General features: G+C 36.7%; 19 protein-coding genes. 11 read left to right on the forward strand and 8 right to left on the reverse strand.

Annotated elements, in window-relative coordinates; genetic code table 11:
- Positions 1-375: 375 nt before the first annotated feature.
- On the reverse strand, positions 376-2,310 hold the full coding sequence (locus HMPREF9455_RS08545) for a heavy metal translocating P-type ATPase (protein WP_006799249.1): 1,935 nt from the start codon (positions 2,308-2,310) through the stop codon (positions 376-378).
- 186 nt (positions 2,311-2,496) lie between these two features.
- Entirely contained in the window at positions 2,497-2,919 is a 423-nt protein-coding gene (locus HMPREF9455_RS08550) for a Fur family transcriptional regulator (RefSeq protein WP_006799250.1), read from the reverse strand.
- A 383-nt stretch (positions 2,920-3,302) separates the two neighbouring features.
- Between HMPREF9455_RS08550 and HMPREF9455_RS08555 the strand changes: the two genes are divergently transcribed.
- From HMPREF9455_RS08555 to HMPREF9455_RS08585, 7 genes are all read left to right on the forward strand, one after another.
- A complete protein-coding gene (locus HMPREF9455_RS08555) occupies positions 3,303-3,851 on the forward strand; it encodes an RNA polymerase sigma-70 factor (protein ID WP_148401866.1) in 549 nt (182 codons plus the stop codon).
- Between the two features lie 69 nt (positions 3,852-3,920).
- Positions 3,921-4,889 (forward strand): FecR family protein, encoded by a 969-nt coding sequence (locus HMPREF9455_RS08560; RefSeq protein ID WP_006799252.1) that lies wholly within the window; start codon positions 3,921-3,923, stop codon positions 4,887-4,889.
- A gap of 346 nt (positions 4,890-5,235) precedes the next feature.
- Positions 5,236-8,424, forward strand: a complete 3,189-nt coding sequence (locus HMPREF9455_RS08565) for a SusC/RagA family TonB-linked outer membrane protein (RefSeq protein ID WP_245532178.1) — start codon at positions 5,236-5,238, stop codon at positions 8,422-8,424.
- A 19-nt stretch (positions 8,425-8,443) separates the two neighbouring features.
- Positions 8,444-10,060 (forward strand): RagB/SusD family nutrient uptake outer membrane protein, encoded by a 1,617-nt coding sequence (locus HMPREF9455_RS08570; RefSeq protein WP_006799254.1) that lies wholly within the window; start codon positions 8,444-8,446, stop codon positions 10,058-10,060.
- 25 nt (positions 10,061-10,085) lie between these two features.
- Positions 10,086-11,087: a glycoside hydrolase family 18 gene (locus HMPREF9455_RS08575; protein ID WP_006799255.1), complete on the forward strand. Its 1,002-nt coding sequence runs from the start codon at positions 10,086-10,088 to the stop codon at positions 11,085-11,087.
- A 34-nt stretch (positions 11,088-11,121) separates the two neighbouring features.
- Entirely contained in the window at positions 11,122-12,129 is a 1,008-nt protein-coding gene (locus HMPREF9455_RS08580) for a BT_3987 domain-containing protein (protein ID WP_006799256.1), read from the forward strand.
- Between the two features lie 16 nt (positions 12,130-12,145).
- Entirely contained in the window at positions 12,146-13,300 is a 1,155-nt protein-coding gene (locus HMPREF9455_RS08585) for a DUF1735 and LamG domain-containing protein (protein WP_006799257.1), read from the forward strand.
- Between the two features lie 102 nt (positions 13,301-13,402).
- On the opposite strand, the gene HMPREF9455_RS08590 is transcribed toward HMPREF9455_RS08585, so the two are convergent.
- The 4 genes from HMPREF9455_RS08590 to HMPREF9455_RS08605 form a co-directional block, all read right to left on the reverse strand.
- Entirely contained in the window at positions 13,403-14,398 is a 996-nt protein-coding gene (locus HMPREF9455_RS08590; RefSeq protein ID WP_006799258.1) for a helix-turn-helix domain-containing protein, read from the reverse strand.
- 181 nt (positions 14,399-14,579) lie between these two features.
- Positions 14,580-15,485 carry a hypothetical protein gene (locus HMPREF9455_RS08595; RefSeq protein ID WP_006799259.1) on the reverse strand — a complete coding sequence of 302 codons (906 nt, stop codon included), beginning with the start codon at positions 15,483-15,485 and terminating at the stop codon, positions 14,580-14,582.
- 8 nt (positions 15,486-15,493) lie between these two features.
- Positions 15,494-16,297, reverse strand: a complete 804-nt coding sequence (locus tag HMPREF9455_RS08600; RefSeq protein WP_006799260.1) for a hypothetical protein — start codon at positions 16,295-16,297, stop codon at positions 15,494-15,496.
- An 8-nt stretch (positions 16,298-16,305) separates the two neighbouring features.
- A complete protein-coding gene (locus HMPREF9455_RS08605; protein ID WP_044215850.1) occupies positions 16,306-17,103 on the reverse strand; it encodes a hypothetical protein in 798 nt (265 codons plus the stop codon).
- Positions 17,104-18,756: 1,653 nt separating this feature from the next.
- Here HMPREF9455_RS08605 and HMPREF9455_RS08610 point away from each other — a divergent pair.
- From HMPREF9455_RS08610 to HMPREF9455_RS08620, 3 genes are all read left to right on the forward strand, one after another.
- On the forward strand, positions 18,757-19,284 hold the full coding sequence (locus HMPREF9455_RS08610) for an outer membrane protein (RefSeq protein WP_006799262.1): 528 nt from the start codon (positions 18,757-18,759) through the stop codon (positions 19,282-19,284).
- 24 nt (positions 19,285-19,308) lie between these two features.
- The gene (locus tag HMPREF9455_RS08615; protein WP_006799263.1) at positions 19,309-19,593 is read left to right on the forward strand and encodes a YtxH domain-containing protein; all 285 of its coding nucleotides are present in this window, start codon (positions 19,309-19,311) and stop codon (positions 19,591-19,593) included.
- A gap of 227 nt (positions 19,594-19,820) precedes the next feature.
- On the forward strand, positions 19,821-20,228 hold the full coding sequence (locus HMPREF9455_RS08620; RefSeq protein ID WP_006799264.1) for a hypothetical protein: 408 nt from the start codon (positions 19,821-19,823) through the stop codon (positions 20,226-20,228).
- Positions 20,229-20,567: 339 nt separating this feature from the next.
- Here the strand turns inward: HMPREF9455_RS08620 and HMPREF9455_RS08625 are convergent, their stop codons facing one another.
- Both HMPREF9455_RS08625 and HMPREF9455_RS08630 read right to left on the reverse strand, forming a co-directional pair.
- Positions 20,568-21,569 (reverse strand): LLM class flavin-dependent oxidoreductase, encoded by a 1,002-nt coding sequence (locus HMPREF9455_RS08625; protein WP_006799265.1) that lies wholly within the window; start codon positions 21,567-21,569, stop codon positions 20,568-20,570.
- A 45-nt stretch (positions 21,570-21,614) separates the two neighbouring features.
- The gene (locus HMPREF9455_RS08630; RefSeq protein WP_006799266.1) at positions 21,615-22,727 is read right to left on the reverse strand and encodes an NADH:flavin oxidoreductase/NADH oxidase; all 1,113 of its coding nucleotides are present in this window, start codon (positions 22,725-22,727) and stop codon (positions 21,615-21,617) included.
- A gap of 455 nt (positions 22,728-23,182) precedes the next feature.
- On the opposite strand from HMPREF9455_RS08630, the gene HMPREF9455_RS08635 reads away from it, so the two are divergent.
- Positions 23,183-24,292 (forward strand): universal stress protein, encoded by a 1,110-nt coding sequence (locus HMPREF9455_RS08635; protein ID WP_006799267.1) that lies wholly within the window; start codon positions 23,183-23,185, stop codon positions 24,290-24,292.
- Positions 24,293-24,412: the final 120 nt, after the last annotated feature.

The raw sequence follows: 24,412 nt of genomic DNA on the forward strand, positions 1-24,412 counted from the left end.
CCAATTTTTTGCAATAAGAGATATTATTCGGAAAACATCTCCACCGGAGGTTACAATAGTAAGTTGACTAACACTGCCATAAACTAATGTTTTATTAAGAATGCTAGTTGCTAAAATATTTCTTCTTTATATCTGATTTTATCTTTATTCAAACATCGGATTCAAAAATATATCTCTTATAAATATGAGAGGGTATATAAGTACAGCCAAATCTAAACCTACAACCTCAATAAATTTAGTCAATGAATCTAATTGACAGTTTAGATACTGAAAAACAGACTATATCACTATACAGAAAATCGTAAACTAATGACGGGCAGATTTCTCTGCCCGTCTTCTATTCTTATTAGTTCCACAAATTCTGAAATATTGAAATCAGAATTTCATTTTCAAGATCCTGACAGCATTCAGTATAGCCAGTAACGATACGCCTACATCGGCGAAGACTGCTTCCCACATATTTGCCACGCCGAAACCTCCAAGAACAAGGACAATTAGTTTAATGGTAAATGCTAAAGTTATATTCTGATAAACGATCTCTTTTGTCGATTTGGCAATTTGTATAGCGGTCCCTATTTTAGATGGTTGGTCTGTCTGTATTACGACATCTGCTACTTCAATAGCCGCATCGCTTCCCATTCCTCCCATTGCAATACCTACATCACTAATTGCAAGTGAAGGAGCATCGTTTATACCATCACCGACAAAAGCAATAACATTATTCTTGTCTGCTTTCAGTTGTTCAAGATGCTTCACCTTACCCTTAGGTAATAAGTCACCATAAGCATTGTCTATTCCGAGAAATGATGCGACTTTTTCAGTAATGGATGATTTATCTCCGCTTAACATCACAATTTTATCAATACCCTTTGCATGCATATTTTTTATAGCTTCAGCCGCATCTTCCTTCACTTCATCTGCAATAGTAATATAGCCTGCATATATTCTGTTTATTGCTATCAGCACAGTTGTTTCAGGTATTGAATCAACAGTTTTATCATAGTTTATCAGATTGCTTTGCATCAATTTTGAATTACCTGCCAATACCTCATTCTCATTTACCAGACCTTTCAATCCCTGTCCCGATATTTCCTCTATAGCAGTTACAGAATAATTACTGTTTATATCTCCGGCGAAAGCTACGATTGCTCTGGCTATCGGATGGTTGGACATTTTCTCCAATGCTACGACCGGGTCTAGAAGCTCTTTTTCACAAAATGCTTCACTTGGGACTATATCCCGAACATGAAATACACCTTGAGTCAAGGTTCCTGTTTTGTCCATAACTACTATATTTATTTTTGCCAGCAGGTCGAGGTAATTCGCTCCTTTAAAAAGTATGCCAGCTCTGGAGGCAGCTCCGATACCACCAAAATAGCCCAAAGGTATGGAGATTACCAATGCACACGGACAAGAAATAACAAGGAAAACCAAAGCGCGATACAGCCAATCCTGAAACACATAATCAGCGACAAAGAAGTATGGTATCACCGTAACCAATACAGCCAAGAGAAATATAATGGGAGTATATACTTTAGCAAACCTGCGTATAAGCAGTTCGGTTTTGGCTTTGCGGGAAGTAGCTTCCTGTACCAGTTCCAATATTCGGGACAAAGAACTATCCTCGTATTTCTTAGTTACTTTAATTTCAATTACTTTATCTATATTAAGCATACCTGCAAGGACGTTTTCTCCTTTCCGTATGGTTTTCGGTTTACTTTCTCCGGTCAAAGCAGATGTATTAAAACTACCGGATTCGGAAACCATCACTCCATCCAACGACACTTTCTCTCCTGCTTTTACTTGTATTATTTCTCCAATTCTAACTTCTCCAGGAAAAATATCTACATGCTTACCATTCCTTTCAACGCAAGCCCTATCCGGCCGGACATCAAGAAGGGACTTGATATTCCTTTTAGCTTTGTTTACTGCCGAATTTTGAAGTAACTCACCAACAGAATAGAAAAGCATTACAGCCACCCCTTCGGGATATTCTCCAATAAAAAATGCACCTAGTGTAGCCACTATCATCAGGGTAAATTCGGTGAAAATCTCTTTTTGCCGGATTGTTTCTATAGCCTCCCTGAAAACGGAGTAAGCAACAGGTATATATGCCAGTATGTACCAAATAAGCCTGTAATAAGAATTAAAATACTGCCGGAGAGAATTATCCATTACTATTCCTCCCAGAAGCATAACAAGACTTATACTAACAGGGATATAAATTTTCCAGTTTTGTGTATTGTCATCCTTCGATTCTGTGGAACAAGAGCCACTACAGGTGCATGTATATACTTTATTTTTATCCATATCTTAGTTGTTTATACACAAAGATACGGACGAATCAATGCAACCTGGTTGCAAAGCTATGGTGCCTTTAATAGCCACCGTTTATTTAACATAACCCTTTAAGAATAAATATTGGAATAGATCAGGAAATTATCGTACTATAAATAAATACATAATGTGAAACTCAAAGAAAAGCTGTCGTGATTTTTATTTTTTTAATTTATTGCACTGTCCACAATATCCCTTTATGACAAGATTTACACTTTCCACCTGCATAACCGGGGATAATGCGAACTCAGGGATAGCTATATTCTTGAGACAAAAAGCGTTGTTACAGTAGTTACAATAGAAATGTGCATGCAAATCATCTATACTGCAGTGGCAATCCCTACTGCATACAGAATATTTAACTGACCCTGATCCATCATCAAAGCTATGGATGAGCTGTTTCTCGTGAAACAGATGGATTGTACGTGATATAGTTGACTTATCAATGGTATCCATCTCCATTTCCAAATCAGATAAAGTGAATGCCTTATTATATTTAAGCATCGCTTTAAGGATTAGTATCCGATTAGCTGTTGGATTTATAGTGCGTTCGTTCAGTATATCTATGTAAGAGCTATTCATCTTGATCTACCCCCTGTTTTAATAACATCTATGCAAAGATAGTAACTTTTAAAATGCCTATTTTGATTGTTTCCTTTTAATATTTTATTTAACTATATTAACTCAGCAGCGGAATTTTTATCATCGCCCCATTCTATACCCAATACCGCTTTATCTGTACCTGTTCCCACCCAAAAGGTTTACACAATCATCCACCGTGGAGTGTATACACTAAATTCCCTATAATTAGCACACAATCAAGCATATTTGAAAGTATATAATTAACTCTTTTCTCAACATTTCCTTTCTATTTTTCAGATAATGTCTTGGTTTCTTACAATTTTTGTATATTTGAGTTCTACAACCACCTAACCCGGATATTCATGTTGAAAGATGAGTTAATTATGCAAAACTTTAATGAACTATTTTCCCTATATAGAAATCGTTTCATTCTTTTTGCCATTAGCTATGTCGACAACAAAGAAGTTGCAGAAGATATTGTTATGGATAGTTTTATGTACTACTGGGAGAAACGTACAGAATTAGCCGACACATCAAATATACCCGGATATATACTCACCACAATAAAGCATAAATCCCTGAATTATCTGAAACATAAGTTGCATGTAGAAAAGACCCACTCAGAAATTAAATCTCATCAAAGCAGGGTAACAGAATTAAATATCTCATCACTGGAGGCCTGTGAGCCTCAGGAGCTGTTGGCAAGAGAACTTAAGGCTTTAATAATGAATACGCTTAAACAATTGCCGGAACCAACCCGAACTATTTTCATAAAGAGCAGACTTAACAATAAAACTTATAAAGAGATTGGATATGATTTGAATATTTCAGAAAAAAGCATTGAGTATCACTTAACTAAAGCGGTAAAAATACTAAAAGAAAATCTTAAAGATTATCTCCATCTTCTCATATTATTATCATTCTTCAAATAAGAAAAAGTTAATATTAGTTAAATACATTAATCCTGACAGGGATCCGTCTTTTATAAATGCTTTATATATATGAACCAAGAATTTGACAAGAACGTAATGTATAAGTTCTTTTCCCGGGATATCAGTGCCGGTGAAGAACAAAGACTGTTAGATTGGATAGATGAGTCTGAAGATCATAGAGATATATTCTTATCCGAAAGGAAAATATACAATCAGTTGATTTTAAATATTGGAGAAAAAGATCTTGTAGATTCAGCAAGCGCTGGAGAATACAACAAGGTCAAAAGAATACCGGTGTGGATAAAAGAAGTGCTGAAAATATCCGCTGTGATCCTGTTGGTCTTAGGCGGTGCGTATTTCTTTAACAAGCATCAGTATAATAATTTGCAAACACTTTCAAATGAGATTGTTTTACCGGCAGGAGAGAGAGTTAGCCTAACCCTTTCTGATGGGACAAAAGTATGGGTGAATGCGAAATCAAAATTCACTTATCCTGCCTTGTTTGGAGATAAAGAGAGGCGGGTACTCTTGGACGGTGAAGCCTTCTTTGATGTGACAAATAATAAGAAACTTCCTTTCATCGTGGAAACGCCGAAAGGAGAAGTAAAAGTATTAGGTACAGAATTTAATGTGGATGCATACTCTCATTCTCCGAAGATGGCTATATCATTATTTAAGGGTAAAGTTGAGTTTTCCGGTGTAATGCTGCCAAAGCCTGTTATATTGAGTGCTAACGAATATTTTGAAAGTATAGATAATGAATACAGCATAAAAATGCTGGAAAATTATTCTGCTTCGATGTGGAAAGAGGGAATAATAGCATTTAAGGATATTCCGTTTCCGGAACTTATAAAAACCTTTGAGAAATATTATGATGTGAAAATCTATATCCAAAATACGAATTTATCAAGTACAGAGCTTACCGGAAAAATACGAATCAATGACGGAATAGAGCATGCTTTAAAAGTTATTCAGAAAAATGCAAACTTTAAATATCAGAGAGACAGTGATGAAAACAATATTATATATATAAAGTAGAGAACCATTAATTATCAACCTAAAAATCTAATCGCCTATGAAAAAATGAAAAACCTGAAAAACATTAGAATCTAAAAAATCTGTCGATGCGACCACACCGACAGATAAGAGAAAAAGATTTTATCATTATTTCCATAAAAACCTTTAACAATGTAAATATATGAAAATTATAACAAAAACAGATGTTTTTGCTACTAAAAACGTCTGTCATAAACAATTATTAAGAGTGATGAAACTTACTTCTTTCTTTTTAATCGTTTTTGTTTTTTGTCTAAATGCAGGGAATCTCAGTTCACAAAACATAAAGGTAACCTTAAATCAAAAAAATGTCACGTTAGAAACAGTTTTGAACAAAATTGAATCTCAAACGGATTATTTATTTGTTTATGACAAGTCAATAAACAAAGACCGCATCGTATCTGTAACGGAGACAGAACAAACATTAGCTGATGTTCTGGAAAATCTATTTAGATATACCAATATTTCTTATTTTGTAGAAGGAACCAATATTGTTCTTAGCACAAAGAAAAGCGGATCGAAAGACACTCCTCAACAACAGCGTACTATAACAGGTACAGTTCGCGACGAGAATGGAGAGGCAATAATAGGTGCTTCGGTTTCCATAGAGGGAACAACCAAAGGAACCTTTTCAGATATTGACGGGCGATTCGAAATTTCCCTCCCGGCCGGAACTGCAAAACTGGTCGTATCCTTCATCGGAATGGTAACATATGAATTTACTGTGGGTGCACAAAACAACTACAATATTATTCTTAAAAATGCAACCGTGACAATGGATGAAGTCGTAGTCACAGCCTTAGGTATCAGAAGAGAAGAAAAGGCCCTTACTTATAACGTACAAGAAATCAAAGCTGAAGAATTAACGACCGTAAAAGATGCCAACTTTGTCAATTCTCTTGCAGGTAAAGTTGCGGGTATTACAATCAATCAGAGCGCATCGGGTATAGGAGGTTCTTCCCGTGTAATAATGCGTGGAACCAAATCATTGCTTGGTGATAATAATGCACTCTACGTTATAGATGGTATCCCCATTTATAACACAAAGAACGATCAGCCCGAAGCCGCTTACGAATCGCCCGATGGCGGAGACGGAGATGTCATGTCATTTCTCAATCCTGAAGATATCGAGTCCATATCTGTCCTGTCCGGGGCTGCTTCAGCCGCATTATATGGCAGCCAGGGAGCGAACGGAGTTATCTTGGTAACGACAAAAAAAGGTAAAGAAGGCCGGGTACGGCTTAACTACTCGAATAGTACCATGTTTATGGCGCCATTCGTTAAACCTCAATTCCAAAATACTTATGGAACAAAGGGTACAGAATTTAATAGTTGGGGGGCAAAACTCGATAAACCGACATCATACGATCCTATGGACTTCTTCCAGACAGGATATACAGAAACAAATTCATTAAGTGTATCGGCAGGAAACCAGTATAACCAAACTTACGCTTCGGCATCAGCCCTTTTAGCCCGGGGGATTATCCCGAATAATGACTTGAGACGTATCAACCTGACAGTCAACAATACTACCAGCTTAATTAAAGATAAACTAACGCTCGATCTCGGCTTTTCATATGCAACCCAAAAGGATAAGAACATGTTGATTCAGGGGCAATATCACAATCCCCTCGTACCTCTTTACCTGTTTCCGAGAGGTGATGATATCAACAAGTATAAAGTATATGAAAGATATGATGAAGGCCGTAATTTCTCACTGCAATACTGGCCATATGGTAATCAGGGCTTAGGAATGCAAAACCCATACTGGATAGTTAACCGGGAAGCATTTGAAAACAAAACAGACAGGTATTCCATCAATGGCGCTCTGATTTATAAACCGGTGAACTGGCTGACGTTGACCGGACGGGCATTGAGTACATTTACATCTAACACATTTGAAAGAAAAATTTCCGCCTCGGCTGATCTGCTCTTTGCCTCCGAAAAAGGAAACTATATGCACAGGCAAACAAGCAATAAGCAGTTATACGCGGATTTCTTAGCCACAGTTGACAAACGGTTTAATGATGATTTCAGCTTAACCGGGGTATTAGGAGCTTCTGTTCTCGACTTTAAATATCGTCAGAGCGGAGCCGAAGGCCACCTAAGTATAATCCCTGACTTTTTCTATTTAGGCAATTTAGACCTTACCCATCCCGAATCAAGACTCCTGCAGAATGATTATAACGAGCAGACTCAATCTGTTTTCGCGACAGCCCAGTTAGGTTACAAGAGTATGCTTTATCTGGATCTGACTGCACGTAATGAATGGTCTTCCGCACTGGCATATACAGACCACGGAACAGCTTTTTTCTATCCTTCTGTCGGCTTATCAGGCATAATAAGTGAAATGACGGATTTAAGTTCCGTAGTTTCATTTCTGAAAGTAAGGGGGTCTTATAGTGAAGTGGGAAATGCCCCTATCAGATATATCACGATGATAAATTATGGACTGAAACAAAATGGCAGCCTCGACCTGCTGCCGTTTTATCCGGCCCGGGGTCTGAAGCCGGAAAGGACAAAAGCTTATGAAGTTGGGTTGAACACGAAGTTTTTGAATAATATGCTAAGGTTCGATATAACATATTACAATACGAATACTTACAATCAGCTATTTAAAATCGATGCGTCTACGACTTCGGGCTTTTCCTACTATTATCTGAATGCCGGAAAAGTAAACAACCAGGGCGTCGAAATTTCATTAGGACTGGATAAAAGATGGAGGAATTTCCAATGGAGCTCAAACTTTACTTACACCCTGAACCGGAACAAAGTAAAGAAAATGGTAGCAGCCGGAACAATCGATCCGACAACTAACCAGCCAATGGAAAACGGCATGAATGAAATTATAGCCAGCGAACAGGATGCATATCGGATGGTAATAAAAGAAGGAGCCGCTATGGGAGATATCTATGTATATACACTAAAAAAAGATTTAAATGGGAATGTATATGTAGACCCGGTTAACGGAACCGTAAGCGCCGATACCAAAAACTGGGTCAGAGCAGGAAATCCGGCTCCAAAATATAACCTTGGATTCCAGAATACCTTTAGCTATAAAGATTTTTCCCTGGGCTTTTTATTCGATGCCCGTATCGGAGGTGTCGGAGTATCGGCAACTCAGGCTTTGATGGACCGCTATGGTGTGTCAAAAGCTTCAGCAAATGCCAGAGATGCCGGAGGGGTTGCTGTTAATGGCGGCCTGCTGAACCCCGAAAATTATTATTCCGTAGTAGGGGGAGGTACGACCGGTATTCTGTCCGAATATGTCTATAGTATGACCAATGTCAGGCTGCGGGAAGCCAGTCTGAGCTATACCCTTCCTGCAAATCTCTTCAAAGGATATGTTAAGAATGTGACCCTGTCCGTGATCGGACGCAATCTGTGGATGATATATAACAGAGCTCCGTTCGATCCGGAAATCACGGCTTCCACAGGCACATACTATCAAGGATTCGATTACTTTATGCAGCCAAGCCTTCGTAGCTTCGGGTTTAATGTGAAAGTAGAATTTTAATAACTTAAATGAAAACATTATGAGATTCTATAAAATCCACAATATCACACATAATCTGTGTTTAGCATTCTTACTCTGTTCTGTTTTTCTTTTTTCTTGTACTGACGATTTTGAACGCAAGAATACCGATCCGAACAGAGCCTTAGAGGAGGATATAAAAAAAGATTTATTGGGTGTCGGAGGATTTATTCCGACAATGCAGACAGATGTAATTCCAACGAGCGACGTGGGTGCGAATGAATACCAGCGTGCCCAAAACCTGACAGGAGATATCTTTTCGGGATACATGGCTGCTATCGGCCAGTGGAACGGCTCAAGCAACAATAGCACCTATAATATGGACTTTAGCGACTGGAATGATGTCGGGTTCAATGTAGCTTACCGCTCTGTAATGTCTCCGTGGAGTCAGATAAAGGTAAAATCCGGAGAATACGGGGTGCCTTACATTTTCTATCTGGCACAGATAATCAAAATTGCCGGCATGCATCGTATAACTGATAATCACGGGCCTATCCCCTACTCTCAATTTGGTAAAGGAGCTATGGGGGCAGCATACGATTCCCAAGAGGCTATTTATAAATCTTTTTTTGAAGAACTGGACGAAGCTATTGCTGAATTGGATAAATTCGTGACGGCTAATAGCGATTCCGGACCATTAGCAAAATACGACTTAGTATATAACGGTAATATCCGCAATTGGATAAAATTTGCAAATACATTAAGGCTTCGTCTTGCTGTACGGGTAGCTTATGTAAACCCGGATTTAGCTAAAGAAAACGCGGAAAAAGCTGTGAATAACAGCTATGGTGTTCTTACCGACAATATGGAGAATGTCACCGTGAAGTCAGGTAAAGGCTATACAATATCCCATCCGTTAACAGTCATATGGAGTTCATACAAAGATACTAAGATGGGGGCAAGTATAGAATCTTTCCTGAAAGGATACGAGGACCCTCGTTTAAGTAAATACTTCAAGCCGGCTGTTTCAGGATCTTACAACGGGGTTCGCAACGGGGTAGTGATATCGAATAAATCAAGATATGAGGATCTTTCAAACCCGAATGTAGAAGCGTCAAGCCCTATACAATGGATGTGTGCAGCCGAAACCTATTTCCTTAGAGCAGAAGGAGTGCTTCGGGGATGGAACATGGCAGGCACAGATAATTTATCTTCGGCTGAAGACCTGTATAACAAGGGAATAGAAGTCTCATTCGCTCAGCATGGAGTCTCGTCCTCATATACTTCATACGTTGGTAATAACACATCTGTTCCTGCCCGGTTTAGTGATGTAGTAGCTTCCAATAGTATCAATCCTCTTTCAACGATTACAATAAAATGGGATAACTCGGCATCATTTGAAAAGAAACTGGAGCGTATTATTACCCAGAAATGGCTGGCAATGTATCCTGAAGGACAAGAGGCCTGGAGTGAATTCAGAAGAACCGGTTATCCTAAGATATTCCCCGTAGTAACTAATAATAGTTCCGGGAAAATAAATACCGATATTCAGGTAAGAAGAGTCCCTTATCCTAAGACTGAATATACATCGAATCTGACCAATGTTACAGAAGCTGTAAGCACTCTTCTCGGGGGGCCGGATAATGGCGGCACCAAAGTTTGGTGGGATAAAAAATAATGTAGAATAACAAAATACGAAAAGCATGAAAAAATATATATACATATCTATCTTTTTATTTGCTGCAATTGCATTTGCCACTTCGTGTGACAATGAATGGACGGAGCCGAAAACAATAGATGTGGATCAGCCTGAAGTTGGCTCAGACGCTTATTTTGCCAATCTGAGAGATTATAAACAGTCTGACCATCAGATTGCGTTTGGTTGGTTTGGAGGCTGGACAGCTGCCGGCCCGTCGATGGTTACCCGTCTCTACTCCATACCCGATAGTGTAGATATGATAGGCTTATGGGGAAATATGTGGCATAGGGATAAAATGACTCCTGAAAAAACTGATGATTTGCGACTTACCCGGGAAGTAAAAGGAATGAAGATACTGGTGACAACCCTTTTAGGCTGGACCGGAAAAGAGTTGCCAAACATACCTGAAGAAAATTGGGGAACCGACCGCCAGGAAGGATTACGTAAATATGCAAAGGCACTCGCTGAAGAAATTATCGACCTCGGTTTTGACGGACTGGATATCGACTATGAACCGAATGTCGGAGGGCAGACAGATGTCAGAGACTGCCCCAGAGGGGAGGACATGATTGTTTTTGTTCAGGAGCTTGGAAAATATTTAGGGCCGAAGTCCAATTCCGGTAAATTATTAGTTGTCGACGGAGAATTGGATGCACTACCCGAAGAGACAGGCCCTTATTTCGATTATGCGATAGCCCAGGCATACTCGACAACCAGTAGCAGTAACCTGCAAAACAGATATAACAGAATCAGTTCTATATTCAAACCCGAACAATTCATTGTTACGGAAGACTTTGAAGCTCACTGGAGGACTGGCGGGGTTAACTATACCGAAACGAATGGGAACAAAGTACCATCTATCTTAGGCATGGCTAAATGGAACCCGGTCCAGGGGGTAAAAGGAGGATGTGGTACTTATCATATGGAATATGAATACAGGAATACGGAGATGGAGTATAAATATCTTCGTCAGGCGATTCAAATAATGAATCCTGGAGTAAAATGAATATTGTTGTATATTCTCTAATAACTGATTACATATGAAAACATATAAAATACATACATTTATTTATCTCTTCATAGCTTGCCTGTTTTGGACAAGCTGTAGCTCGGACGACGATACGGAAACATTAGACCCGATTATTTACCTGAACACCAAGCAGGGTGACTCTCAGGTGGCCGTGAATATCAATTATAAACGGCTAAAAGAGTCATCTGATCTGAACTATATATTATTGCCTGTAAAAGCTACGGGAAGAGTCAATCAGGAAACAAAAGTTATCCTTGAAACGGATGAATCTTTAGTGAAGAATTACAATGATGCAAAAGGAACAGAATATGAAGTTCTTCCGTCTTCAGCTTATTCTATAGGCAAGAATTCTTTAAGTATTGCTTCAGGGAGTAACATTTCTGCCGATTCGGTACAAATTGCTTTTAATAAGTCATTTATAGAAGAACATTTTACCGGATTTATAAATACAACATTCATACTTCCGATAAAAATATCCTCTGTCCAAACAGGAGATAAAAATATAAGAGTGAGTACAAACTTAAATGTAGTGTATGCTATTGTAGATTTTTCCCTGACCGGATTCGTATCAGAAACATCTGTAAAACCAGGCACGTCTATCGACCGTTCAGTATGGACATCCGAGTCCAGGCACAGTTATACTTACGGCCCGGCGCAGAATTCATATGACGGGGACCTTTCTACCTCATGGATTATTCAATCAAGTAATTCATCTCATGGGATATATTATGATATGAGTAAAGCGCATAAGGTGAAAGGTTTCAGTTTGGTTTCTTCATATATTTTATACGGATACTATAATTGTGTATTGTCCGGCTTCAGTATTGGTGTAAGTGCCGATGGTGTGAACTGGACCGATTTAGGCAGCGTAGAGCCTGTTATTGAGAATAACGAAAAGGTAGATGCTATTTATCAATTTGCAGAGCCTTTAGAGAGCAGGTATGTACGCATTCTTCCGGATAAATTTTCAAACGGTTACAATCTGGCGAGTATTGCCGAAATCTACTTTTATGAATAACAGAAAAGAGTGAAATATGAAAACAAGAATAATACTATTTATAGCCGCTTTGCTGAGTGTTTTGTACTCGTGCAAAGACGCCGATGAATTTCAGAACGTAATTTATTTTACAGGTACTGAAAACAGCCCGGTACTGAAGATATCTATCGAAGAACCGACGGATTTAGGTATAAGTGTCAGAGCCTCTGCCATAACAAAAAACGATATTAACGTTACTGTTGCTGTAAATGAGGCACTGGTAGATAAATACAATAAAGAGAACGGAACAAATTATAAAACTTTATCTACGGATATATATAGTATCAGCAATACAAACCTTCAGATAAAGGCAGGAAAGTACATCTCTGAGCCTCTAAAATTATCCATTAAATCATTAAATGAATTTACGGATGAAGATATTTATTGTGTCCCTATGGAAATAAAGAATGTGCAGGGAGGTGACTTCCCTGTTTTAGATGCTTCAAGGATTATATACCTGGTAATAAACAAGACGATTATAACAAAAGCTGCCGACCTAAGCGGAAACTACTTTAAGGTAGACTTCGAGAATAAAGACCTGGGTAAGGGTGATCTGTCGGCAGTGAATGAATTGACTATGGAAGCCAGAATTTATGTGGACAGGTTCCAGACAACGAATCCGTTTATTAGCACCATAATGGGATTGGAGGAAAATTTCCTGCTCCGGATAGGTGATGTTACTATAGACAATAATCAGTTGCAATTAGCAGGAGGAGGATATCCGGTAACATCAGTAAACGGATTATCCGCAAATGCCTGGACTCATGTAGCTGTTACATATGATGGAAGCCTGATAAAACTTTATGTCAACGGAGAACTGGAATCATATGTTGAAGCGCCCAGAGGGCCTATCAACCTCACAGGTCTGGATGGTGACCGTAAATTCTATATAGGACAAACTGCTCTGTATGGAAGGTATTTGTATGGAAAAGTGAGTGAAGTACGCGTTTGGACAAAAGCGTTGACTAAAGAAGAGATACAAAATGGCATATGCGCTGTATCTCCCACATCTGACGGGTTACTGGCATACTGGAAATTTAACTCTGCAAAAAGTGACACTGAGTTAAATGTTGTGCCTGACCTTACAGGTAATGGTTATCATGCAAAAGGGATAAGAAATGTAAGCTGGGTCGAAGGAGTAAGGTGTCCTTAAACAAGCATTGGATCAGAAGAATACATGAATGTTTAGTTATGGCCGGAAGAAAATTCTTCCGGCCTTTTTATTCATAATCATCCGGTATAAGATACCAAATTGTTAATATGTTTGTAGTAGATCCTTTCCTATATTTTCTATATATTCTTTTTGCTTATCGAGATACAAGGTTCGTTGCAATTCATTACTACCCGTAATCAGTGTAGAGTATTTTTTCAAAGATTCGAGCCTTTTTCTCATTATATCGCAAACCTTAGAATCTGATATTATAGCCGGAATTTCTTTATATATACATAATTCCACAATCTTTTGGTCATTAAATTGCAAATATGAATAATTTGTTTCTATGTCAAGTTTTGATAAGTAGCAGATATTTTCGGCGCCAAGATCATTTTTTCCTTCCATCATAAATTTTTCAACAAAGCTGACCAGATCGATGAGTTCGGTTTGTAGTATAGCTATATCTGTATCGGTTATAAGTTTTCTTTTATAAAAATAGGTTATTTCTTTTATCATAGATAATAGTGTATTATCATCTATAATTAATTCAATGCGTTTTATTTTTCTATGATTATTTATATAATTCCTCATCATCTGCTTATTTTCCGAGTTCAAATCAATCTCAGAAAATTTCATATTGAAAGCTTTTGTTGCAACCTGATGCCTTCCCATAAAATATTGAAATTTGGTCAGATTTTCATATCTTAATAAAAGATTGAGAGGCAATCTGTTTCTAGCGGAAATAAGTAATGCATTCGGAGCGTCCTCTATACACTCCATTTTATCGATAGACCTAACAATTAAATCATTATATACATCTACGATACCCATCTCATCTTCAAGAAGCCATTCCATGTTAAGGAACGCACCTTTAATACGGTGCTTTCCTATAATCTCGTCCAGAGAAAATCCAAAAGCCAAAGAAATTTTCATGACTTCTTCAAAAGTAAACGGGATCTCACCTCTTAATCTCCGAGATATAGATTGTTGGCTGATGTTTAATATGTTTTTCAGGCGCGAAATAATATTTACATCATTCGATTCATTCTTTTTTATAGTTTCCACTAATTTTGAGTAAATATCCTCCCTGTTTTTCATAAAATTATTTTTATTAATAAACACCTGACATTATATATTGTTTATCATATTTCAGGACTTCTCCTTGGGTAATAAACAGCTATCCATAAAAATTAAAAAATGAGCATAATATATTAAGTATCAAATCGAATCATTCGCTGATTAAGCAAATGGCATAGATATATCTTTAAACTATTTTCTGTTAAAAACTTCCCATATACCGACCTGCAATACTAGCATCAGAAGTAATAGTATATTTTATTGTATTTCCCGATTTAGTTCTATTCGTTGCATTATTGTTTGCGTCTTCCCCAGAAGGATCAATATAATCAAGCCCACAGTGAAGGCTTATGATATCGCCTGCATTTAGTTTTACAGGAGCCTGACTTACGATTGTCTGCGATTGATTTTGAATTATGCCACCACTGGCATTAATCACTCTACCGGGAAACGAAGTTACTGCTTTAAACGGAGTAATCCCATCTTCTAAAATAACAGCTTCATAAGCACCCAGAGAATTCTTCCGTAGCAACTCCACATACAATACATCCCTGATACCGCACGGATTTGCATTTTTTATCAATGTTACAGATAACTGAATATAATACCAGCCTGTCTTTTTAATTTCAAGCCGCCCATCGCTCGTAATTTGGCAAAGGTCTTCATTATTTGCCGTTCTGTCAGTCAGATAAACTTCATCCTCCGATTTACCCTCCAGATCGGCAATACGATCAGATGGAGCATCCATAAAGGATGTTCCGTATGCGTAAAATACCAGCGGAGGAGCCAACAGGGAAGAATAGCGGGTAATAAACGGAGTCCATTTATGAAGTAATCCATCCCAATAGTAAAAACCATTTGGTTCTGCCATATCCTGCGGGGTGGGATTGGCTAAATAAACAATCATTCCATCAGATTTTTCCAGAGTTGACTCCAAAGATTCAACTCTGGGTATAAGTACTCCGGACTTATTATCCGGATTCGCATAACTACTTGGCCTTACCAGTAAATTGCCATTAGGTGCGTTATTGGAATTTATAGCAACCTGGGACCACAAAAAGGCCTGGAAAGGCAGTATAAACAATAATAGGAAATATAGTTTTTTCATTATAATATTTAATTATTATCTTTTACTCGTTGTAAATAAATGGTAGCAGGAGTATTTAATGTAGCTCTCACATTATTACCTGTAGAAAAATCCCGGCTAATCTTTATTATAAGGTCATCTCCTTCGTTCAGATCAACCAAGGCATTCAATGCTAGAATCCCCGAACGCCCATTAGCAAAGGCTATGGTAGTCGACGTCGTCAAAGCCGGAGTAAATGATATACCATTTTTTAATATTTCGGCAGTGTATGTCATGATACCGGTAACCTGATCCTTATACAGACCGGCACTCATTATCAACAGGTATTGACCACTTTTCCCAATCTGCAACCTATGATTATTTAAAAGTTTATAGCTTGGATCTAAGGCTTCTTTTTCTGTAAAATAGACATAGCATGCAGAATTTGAAAGATTTATAAATGATGCACTTGTTGATGTTCCGTTTAAATTCAGGTACAATCCGCTGCCACTAGCTACAACTTTGTTAATATCCTCTTCTATTGTATATTCATCTAAAAATTGATCCCAGAGGGTCTTATTGTTATCCCAAAAATAAAAACTGTTTTTTGAGTAATTATTTGTATCTGTATTACTCAAAAAAGCAATCATGCTGTGCTGTTCACCTGTTGGATTCACTGCAGGAAAGGACTGAAAACATGGAACTATCAAGCCCACGTTCTTTTCAGGATTGCTGGTGTTACACGCTCTAATATCAAGTATTGCTCTCGGTTCATCATCAGCATTTATTGTAACCTGTGCAATTATCGGTCCATAAACAAGAGCGGTTATAGATGCCAATATAATCTTTTTCATACTTTTTCTTATTTATGTAAGTAATATAAAGTAAGGGAATTGACGCCAAGTCCATTGTAAGGATAATTACAGGGAGCTCCTGTTGATGTGCTATCGGCGCTTACCTGCCGTACATACGCAGTAAGTACATTCCCTTTTGTCAGCTTAACAATAACGTTTACCAATATTTGCGAGCCACTTGTCGTTTCTGAAGATGTATTAGTTATTCCTTGTACAATAGGTGTCGTATTATTGTCTACCAATACCTTCGCCGTAAAATCTGTTTGAGCATCACAGCCGGCATTTGAAGCCGGTGTACGTTTAAAAGTTATTGATAATGATACAAGGTATGTCCCTGTTTTTCCGATTGTCAACTTACTGTCGCTAAGACTGAATCTTTTATCAACTGACACATTTACATCATTATATATCAATTTATTAAAAAGGACTTGCCTATCAACATTATTATAAGAAGAGCCTGTTATAGATTTAAAATCTTGTCCGTAGACACAATAAATCTGCTCCATTACTTCCGAAGACGGTGCTGTTATCAAGTGTACCCATTCATTACCATTCCAATAATAAAAGCCATCAGTTTTTGACTGGAATTCTTCTTTCGTTCCGGAATTTTTGCGTAATAATACCAGATTCCCTGTTTCGGTAGGACTTGAAGGCGGGTTCTCCTCGGGGAAATTTGTAACCCAGGGCACCAATATACCATCAATAGCCGTTGGAATAGACGGATTTGCTGAACGGATGTCTAAAGTGGCTTTCGGCTCCTCCAGGACACCGATTGTTACTTGAGCAAATATTGAGTTTGAACCCATACAATTTGTTAATAAAAGTAACAGTAAAATTGTTATCTTAAATTTCATTTTTTATTTGTGTTATTGGTTATTAAGTAAGTCAAAGCATTCGATGATCAAAATTTATACATTTTCTTCGATGTTAATCTATTTTCGAATTTTAACAAAACATCTTACGAGGAAACTCCTTGCGCTTCCTTAACATATATAGATGGAGTAGATACTAATGAAAATAGAATAATCTCCAAAGATTATTACAGTCGGCAGAGACAATTTAATATTTTCTGCCTGTAGTATTTTTGTTTAAAACTGACTTGTCTCATGTAGTTTTTAGTTGATAATGGTTTATTCGTTCTGAAAAATAATTGTTTGCTTATTGTCTATTGTAATTTCTTATATTTTTTATAAATATGATTTCATATAAAAGTTTTGATACTCTATATTTTCAGGAGTTTTCTGAAACGGTAGTTTTTTAATAAAGACTATTAAATTATTTTGATTATCTGAACATTAATCAACAATAACAATAATTATAATAGTCTTATCGTTTGTGTAAAGTCTATCTATTCAGAGGTTATAGCTATTTATTGAGAATAAAACCGATTAACCTCTTCCATATTATTATAAAAGAGCTCTCTTAATTAAAGAGTCCTATTTCGTTTCAAAGATACATGGGAATAAAAGAAAAATATATTATAAAAAGAGTATATTACTGATGATTAATCCCATAACATTCATCAAATTTTGACTATCATAATATATACCTGCTAGAATTAGCCTTTTTTTGTTAGAAAACAAAGCTATCCTTACAAACAGAACAATATTTGATATTGGTCAGAGTAATATTATAATAAAGATAATGATGCATGCTGAAGAAGAGTTTACATTTACAGTTCTCGAGTCTTAATCACCAATAAGATTTTCATTTCGGAAAGAATTTTGTGAATGAAATATTGGTGCAATAATGTCTGATATAAACGAATTCCTTCAGCCTGTTTTGCAATAAATCTACTTGATAAAAATAATCCAACTTGATTTGTTTATCATTAAATACTGAAAATAAATAAACTATAAATTACTCTACCTGTATTTACGTATGGAAAAATAACACAACTAAAATATAAAAGTAGTCTGTTTTACAAATTTGGATTAGATTATAAAAAACAATATAAAGTATAGTACATAACAAAATTTTATTTTATGTTTATGTAATACTCTGTATACCTTGTTATTAAATTATTTTATTGATTTTTTGGTCAAGAAAAAATAAGCACATTGTGATATCTATATAAATTAAAGTTCATTTATTAACAAACAATAATATTTTCAATTAATAATGATCAAAAACACGCTCTTTTTTAGTTAAAATGATACATTTTGCAAACAATCAATTTATTATCAATGTTTAGAATCTATATGAAGGTATTTAATAAAGACTATTTACAAATTACTAAAAAATATCTGATATGAATATCTCCTTACTAGACCATTATTTATATTTAGAATCTACATAAGGTATTGTGTAGTTTCCTCAGAAAGATATCCATTTAATTCTACTAAAGTCTGTTTGTAAGTAAATCCTTACAATAAGGGGTCTTTTGTGCTTTAGAATTGAATATGAAATACGATTTATTGATTTTTAGAGTATTAATTAAATTTTAAAGAAGAGATCATATGAAAAAGTTATTATTGGTAGCAGCTTTTATCACAGCTGCATTTAGTATGTCTGCTCAGACATCACAGATCAGATCACCTCAAGCCAGTGATTTTGCGGTAGTAGGTCATGTAGGGTATCAAACCAACTACGAGAGATTTGGTATTGATCTTCAGGGACGTTACAATTTAATGAAAAATATACGAATCGCTCCCGATATTGCATTTTATTTTCCAAACGATAAAGTAACTGGCTTGGATGTAATGCTGAACGCACACTATGTATTCTACTTTCCGCAAGACCGATTTTCTGTTTATCCATTAGCTGGTTTTGGGATGCAGAATAATTTCTATGCCAAACAAACTGTAATGATTGACGGTACTGAAGCAAAAACAGATTCTCACAGTAAAACGGATTTTGCATTTAACCTCGGAGGTGGTATAAGCTATCAGATCAGTGCACAAGGATTCCTTAATGCAGAGGTGAAATTTATGTTGGGGGATAATGATAATGCAGCTATTATGCTGGGGTATGGATATAGATTTTAAAATTATAAATTAAACTGATAAATTATGAAAAAGATAAATTTCTTATTCCTGTTGGTACTTATTACCGGAATACTATTCGGCTCGGCCTCTTGTAGTAATAAGACTAAAAAAGATGCAGAAGATACTTATCAAGATGCAAAGAAGGAAGTAAATGATGCAGCCGATAAGGCTGGTGATAAATTAGAAGAGGGAGCCGATAAAGCTAAAGATGTATGGGATGACACCAAAAATGAGGTGGAGAAAGGTGCCGACAAAGTAAAGAAGGAAGTCAAACAAGCTGTTGATACGACTAAAAAAAAACTTAAGTAACAGATCATCGATTAGGATTTGAGAAGAGACATAGTTATATCTATACCTCTTGTTGCCCTTAGTATGGATAAGAATAAAAGGCCGCACATTGGAGAACAAGCTGATAAAATCACGTCCAATTACAGACATCCGGAAGGTGCTCTGGAATGCTCAATCTTTTAAAATCATAAAAAGATGAAATAGCCTCATTACTAAAACAATATACTTATTTACTAAATTATTTACTTATGAGAAAAAAGATGATTTATAGCTTATTGATAGTAGGCTTAACCCTGGGATTTATCTCATGTGGGGATGATGACGATGCTCCTATATTGGGTGCAAATGTAAAAGTGACTGTACAAAATATTGCAGGAGTAGCACAAGAAGATGTGGAAGTATATATGTTTAAAGAACTCAAACCAGAAGAGTCTACAGATCCGGGTTCTGCATCGAAGAAAGAGGTCACAAATGCGGATGGAGTAGCTTACTTCAAACTTAATCTGACAGAATTGAATATTACTGAATCTAAAACAAACCTTTATTTTGCTGTTTATTATAGAGTTGGTGATGACCTTATCTTTAAGGCCGGGGATGAATCTGTAACAGTGAAAAGAGATGAGGAGAAAGCAATTACTCTGACGATACCAATTTAGTATTACCTCTTTGTTTTGATGAAAGCTCTGGTAGCAGATGCCAGAGCTTTTAGCTGAAATAATATAAAATTATTCGAACTGTTTTATATCTGAAATTAGTTTTAATTTAAATGAATTTAAGATAAGACGGCTCTGTTATCTGAATGTCATTATTGATGTTTTCCAATATGCCGGTATCCTTTTTAATTTCATAAATCTCTATACAAGAACTATACTTAATACATTTTAAAGGGAAAAATGATTCAAATGAAAAGATATCAAGTTAAAAGATTTATGGTAAATCATTCTGTTGAGTAGAGAGATTAAATCTTGACTATTTCATGCCCTACGTTATGTCAACTATTTTAGCTCCATCGCATCCGCCAATAATTCAAATGATCTGAAACGGGCTGCTTTATCATATATGTAATTGGTAATAAATAGTTCATCAGCACCAGTCTTTTCCATAAAATCTCTTATCTGAGCCCTTACTTTTTCTTTATCGCCACAAAATGTGCAGGCCATCATATTATATAAAGACTGTTTCACATCAGGACGGAAAAAGAGCAAAGGCAATTTTTTTACAGGTGGCGGTAACTTTGTAGGGTTTCCTGTAACGAGTCCAAACATAAGTTGCTGCAGGCTCGTCCCCAGAAAGGTAGCTTCTTCGTTTGTGTCGGCCACAATTACATTCGCGCCAACCATCAGGTAAGGCCTGTCATGATATACTGAGGGTTTGAAATTCTTTTTATAAATATCTATTGCCTTCAATAAAAGTGCCGGAGCAAAGTGTGAAGCAAATACATAGGGTAGTCCTAGTTCGGCAGCTAGGTAAGCGCTGTCTGTACTGGACCCCAATATCCAAATGGGAACATTCCGCCCTTCGCCCGGAAAGGCCCGGACTTTTGAGCTGCTGTTCTCTTTACTGAAATATTGTTGCAAAGCTCTAATATCTTCTGGAAAATGATATGTCGTAGATAAGTTATTACGCCTCAAAGCAGCGGCTGTCAACTGGTCTGTTCCCGGTGCCCGCCCCAAACCCAGATCAATCCTGTCCGGATATAAAATATCCAGTGTACCAAACTGCTCAGCAACAGCTAAAGGTGTATGATTAGGAAGCATAATGCCTCCGGAACCAACTCTTAGTGTAGTTGTTCTTTCAGCAATATGGCCTATTAATACAGCTGTGGCAGCAGTAGAAGCACTTGCCGTATTATGATGTTCAGCTATCCAGATTCTTTTATATCCCAGCGATTCAATATATTGTGCATTATGTACAATTTCGTTAAGTGCATCCGGAATGTCCTGCCCTTCTACTACTATACCTAAATCTAACACAGAAATATTAATACGATTGTCCATTCTTTCAGCGATTAAATCTTTATATAAACCTGTAATCTTATCCTGTCATGGATTTATTTCATTAAAAAGATCCTTTACTTCATGTGGTTTACAGCGTATGTACTGTTTTACCCCAACAACTTTAGCTCCTAATTCGGCAGCAGCATGCCATGCCCATCTGGTATCATATAACATTCCGCGCCCCACTGCTATTAAATCAGCTTTACTTTCTTTTATTGCGTTCTCGGCTTGCTGTGATTGTGTAATCAAACCCACTCCTATCACCGGCATCTTTACTTCTTTCTTTATAGCCTCGGCAAATGGCAATTGATATCCCGGATATAAAGCCGATAATTTTTGTAATTCCCCATCAAGTCCTCCTGTCGAAACATGAATATATCCGCAACCTCTCTCATCTAATTGTCTTGCTAACTCAATACTTTGAGCCAAATCCCATCCATTCTCGATCCAATCGGTTGCTGATATGCGGATGCAGACAGGAAAACCTTTTGGTGTGGCAAGCGTTACAGCATCAAACACTTCTAAAACAAAACGTATCCTGTTTTCCAAACTTCCGCCATATTCATCTTCTCGTTTATTGGTTATGGGAGATAGAAACTGATGTATAAGATAACCATGAGCCCCATGCAACTCAATAGCATTGAACCCGATTTCAACAGCACGTCTGGCTGCTTCTGCAAATTGATGGATGATCGCTTTTATTTCATTTTTCGACAATTCCTTGGGTATTGTACCTCCTGCCTTCAAAGGCTCTGCCGATGGGGCATAGGTTTGCCAACCATTAGGATTATCGGGCGCAATATACCGGTTAGGTTTCCATCCTAAGTCTGTTGAAGCTTTACGTCCGGCATGCGATAACTGTATAGCTAATGGTATCTGAGAATGAAGACGGATAAAATCAACAACTTTTTTCAAAGCAAAAGCTGTTTTGTCATCCCAAAGTCCCAGATCTCCATACGAAATCCGGCCTTCGGGTACAACTCCTGTAGCTTCTACAATTAAAAGACCTGCTCCTGAAAGGGCTAAACTCCCATAATGCATCAGATGCCATTCGGTTGCCTGTCCGTTTACTGCTGAATATTGACACATTGGTGGAACGACTATTCTATTATCCAATGTTAGTTGTCCGATATTAATTTGTGAAAACAATTTACTCATGCTTCTTCTATTATTTAGTTAGGCTTTGATAAAAGCCTGCAATTTTTTTAGCTTTTCCTCTATCTGTTTTTACTTTTTGCGACATATACGAAAGCCTTTTTGTTTGTATATAACAGTTTTTAATGCAAAACAGTTTTAAAACAAATATATGAGGAAAATAGGTATTTTCAAGTATACATATTGTAATTGTTCACTACTAAGATACACAACCCTTTGCTGTAGCTATTAGATAATATTGGAGGATTTATTGGATATACTAACTCATTACTTTTCCATTACAATGGCAAAAGTTAGTAAAACCTTCTTTCTTTTTGTTAAAAAGATATTATTTCTTTAGTCATATTCATAATTGTTTTTAGTAAATTTGTTAGAAAGGAATGACAGATCAGGACGGAATTCAGTAACACTCATCTGTATAACTTTTTTATTGGATGTCGAACTAAAAATAAACAGATATGGACGATAAACTGATTACATTAGCTATTCATACACCCGAAAAAGCCCGTATATTAAAATATACACTTGAGGATATGGGAGTAGACTCTATACTTGTAGACCTAAGTGATAAGGGAGGAAATGGTTCTAACGCCATTGCTGTGCGAATAAGTGAAACCGACCTCACCAAAGCGCTTACAATAATAGAAAGTACACAGCTTTTCCGCTACGACGATAAAAAAATATACAAAATAGATGACGGGAGAAAGCGTATATTAGTTGCTATCGACTTTTCCACCTATTCCCTAAAAGCATGTAGGGCTGCATTCGCAATTGCCCACAAAATAAATGCCAAGGTAAAAATATTGCACGTATATAAAATACGTTATCCGATAACATTCCCATTTGCTGATGCCGCAAATGCAGAGGAAGCGGATGATATGTTAGACAACGCCCGTAAACAAATGCTTGATTTCTGCTACGATATAGATAAAAAGATTTCAGAAAAGGAATTTCCATCTGTAAATTATTCTTATTCGCTACGTGAAGGCATAGTGGAGGAAGAAATAGATAATTTCATAGATGAATATAAACCTATCCTACTGGTTTTGGGCACAAAGGGTAAAAGCAATAATAAACAAAATATATTAGGAAATGTCACTGCCGATATTATCGAAATGACAAACGTACCGGTAATGGCAATCCCGGAAAATTCTCAATTTAAGAATATTGAAGATGTTAAACATATCGCATTCCTGACCAATTTACAGAAAAGAGATCTGGATTCTTTTGATCACTTTGTTAACATGTTGAAACCATATCCTACTGTAAAAATTACCCTGACCCATGTAAATGCCAAGAACAGAAAAGGTGATAAATGGACCGAGAACGAACTGGCAGGAATGAAAGACTACTTTGTAAGGAAATATCCGGAATTGAATGTAGGCTATAAATTGATTGATGATCCTGATATGACAGAGGCTATGGATCAGTTTGTCAAAGGAGAAAAGGTAAATATGGTGGTGCTTAATACTAAACGAAGAAATTTATTCGGGCGTATCTTTTTGCCAAGTATATCACGTAAAGTTCTCACTAATTTTGAAGTTACTCTTCTTATATTTAGGGGATAGTTTGATTTTCATATAAAATCATAAAGTGCGGGTATTCCTTAAATAGAATACCCGCACTGTTTAAATAGAGATTATAGGCTCGGGATATTCCTTTATCCAGCTAATATCTCAGGTTGAGAT

Origin of the sequence: Dysgonomonas gadei ATCC BAA-286 (genome assembly GCF_000213555.1) — a bacterium.
GTDB classification, from domain to species: domain Bacteria; phylum Bacteroidota; class Bacteroidia; order Bacteroidales; family Dysgonomonadaceae; genus Dysgonomonas; species Dysgonomonas gadei.

Bases quoted from the DNA above. Each gene is read 5' to 3' on its own strand.
- HMPREF9455_RS08620 (WP_006799264.1), top strand. From the start codon at position 19,821: ATGAGAAAAAAGATGATTTATAGCTTATTGATAGTAGGCTTAACCCTG.
- HMPREF9455_RS08585 (WP_006799257.1), top strand. From the start codon at position 12,146: ATGAAAACAAGAATAATACTATTTATAGCCGCTTTGCTGAGTGTTTTG.
- HMPREF9455_RS08610 (WP_006799262.1), top strand. From the start codon at position 18,757: ATGAAAAAGTTATTATTGGTAGCAGCTTTTATCACAGCTGCATTTAGT.
- HMPREF9455_RS08560 (WP_006799252.1), top strand. From the start codon at position 3,921: ATGAACCAAGAATTTGACAAGAACGTAATGTATAAGTTCTTTTCCCGG.
- HMPREF9455_RS08580 (WP_006799256.1), top strand. From the start codon at position 11,122: ATGAAAACATATAAAATACATACATTTATTTATCTCTTCATAGCTTGC.
- HMPREF9455_RS08570 (WP_006799254.1), top strand. From the start codon at position 8,444: ATGAGATTCTATAAAATCCACAATATCACACATAATCTGTGTTTAGCA.
- HMPREF9455_RS08550 (WP_006799250.1), bottom strand. From the start codon at position 2,919: ATGAATAGCTCTTACATAGATATACTGAACGAACGCACTATAAATCCA.
- HMPREF9455_RS08555 (WP_148401866.1), top strand. From the start codon at position 3,303: ATGCAAAACTTTAATGAACTATTTTCCCTATATAGAAATCGTTTCATT.
- HMPREF9455_RS08575 (WP_006799255.1), top strand. From the start codon at position 10,086: ATGAAAAAATATATATACATATCTATCTTTTTATTTGCTGCAATTGCA.
- HMPREF9455_RS08605 (WP_044215850.1), bottom strand. From the start codon at position 17,103: ATGGGTTCAAACTCAATATTTGCTCAAGTAACAATCGGTGTCCTGGAG.
- HMPREF9455_RS08600 (WP_006799260.1), bottom strand. From the start codon at position 16,297: ATGAAAAAGATTATATTGGCATCTATAACCGCTCTTGTTTATGGACCG.
- HMPREF9455_RS08615 (WP_006799263.1), top strand. From the start codon at position 19,309: ATGAAAAAGATAAATTTCTTATTCCTGTTGGTACTTATTACCGGAATA.
- HMPREF9455_RS08630 (WP_006799266.1), bottom strand. From the start codon at position 22,727: ATGAGTAAATTGTTTTCACAAATTAATATCGGACAACTAACATTGGAT.
- HMPREF9455_RS08635 (WP_006799267.1), top strand. From the start codon at position 23,183: ATGGACGATAAACTGATTACATTAGCTATTCATACACCCGAAAAAGCC.
- HMPREF9455_RS08590 (WP_006799258.1), bottom strand. From the start codon at position 14,398: ATGAAAAACAGGGAGGATATTTACTCAAAATTAGTGGAAACTATAAAA.
- HMPREF9455_RS08545 (WP_006799249.1), bottom strand. From the start codon at position 2,310: ATGGATAAAAATAAAGTATATACATGCACCTGTAGTGGCTCTTGTTCC.
- HMPREF9455_RS08595 (WP_006799259.1), bottom strand. From the start codon at position 15,485: ATGAAAAAACTATATTTCCTATTATTGTTTATACTGCCTTTCCAGGCC.
- HMPREF9455_RS08625 (WP_006799265.1), bottom strand. From the start codon at position 21,569: ATGGACAATCGTATTAATATTTCTGTGTTAGATTTAGGTATAGTAGTA.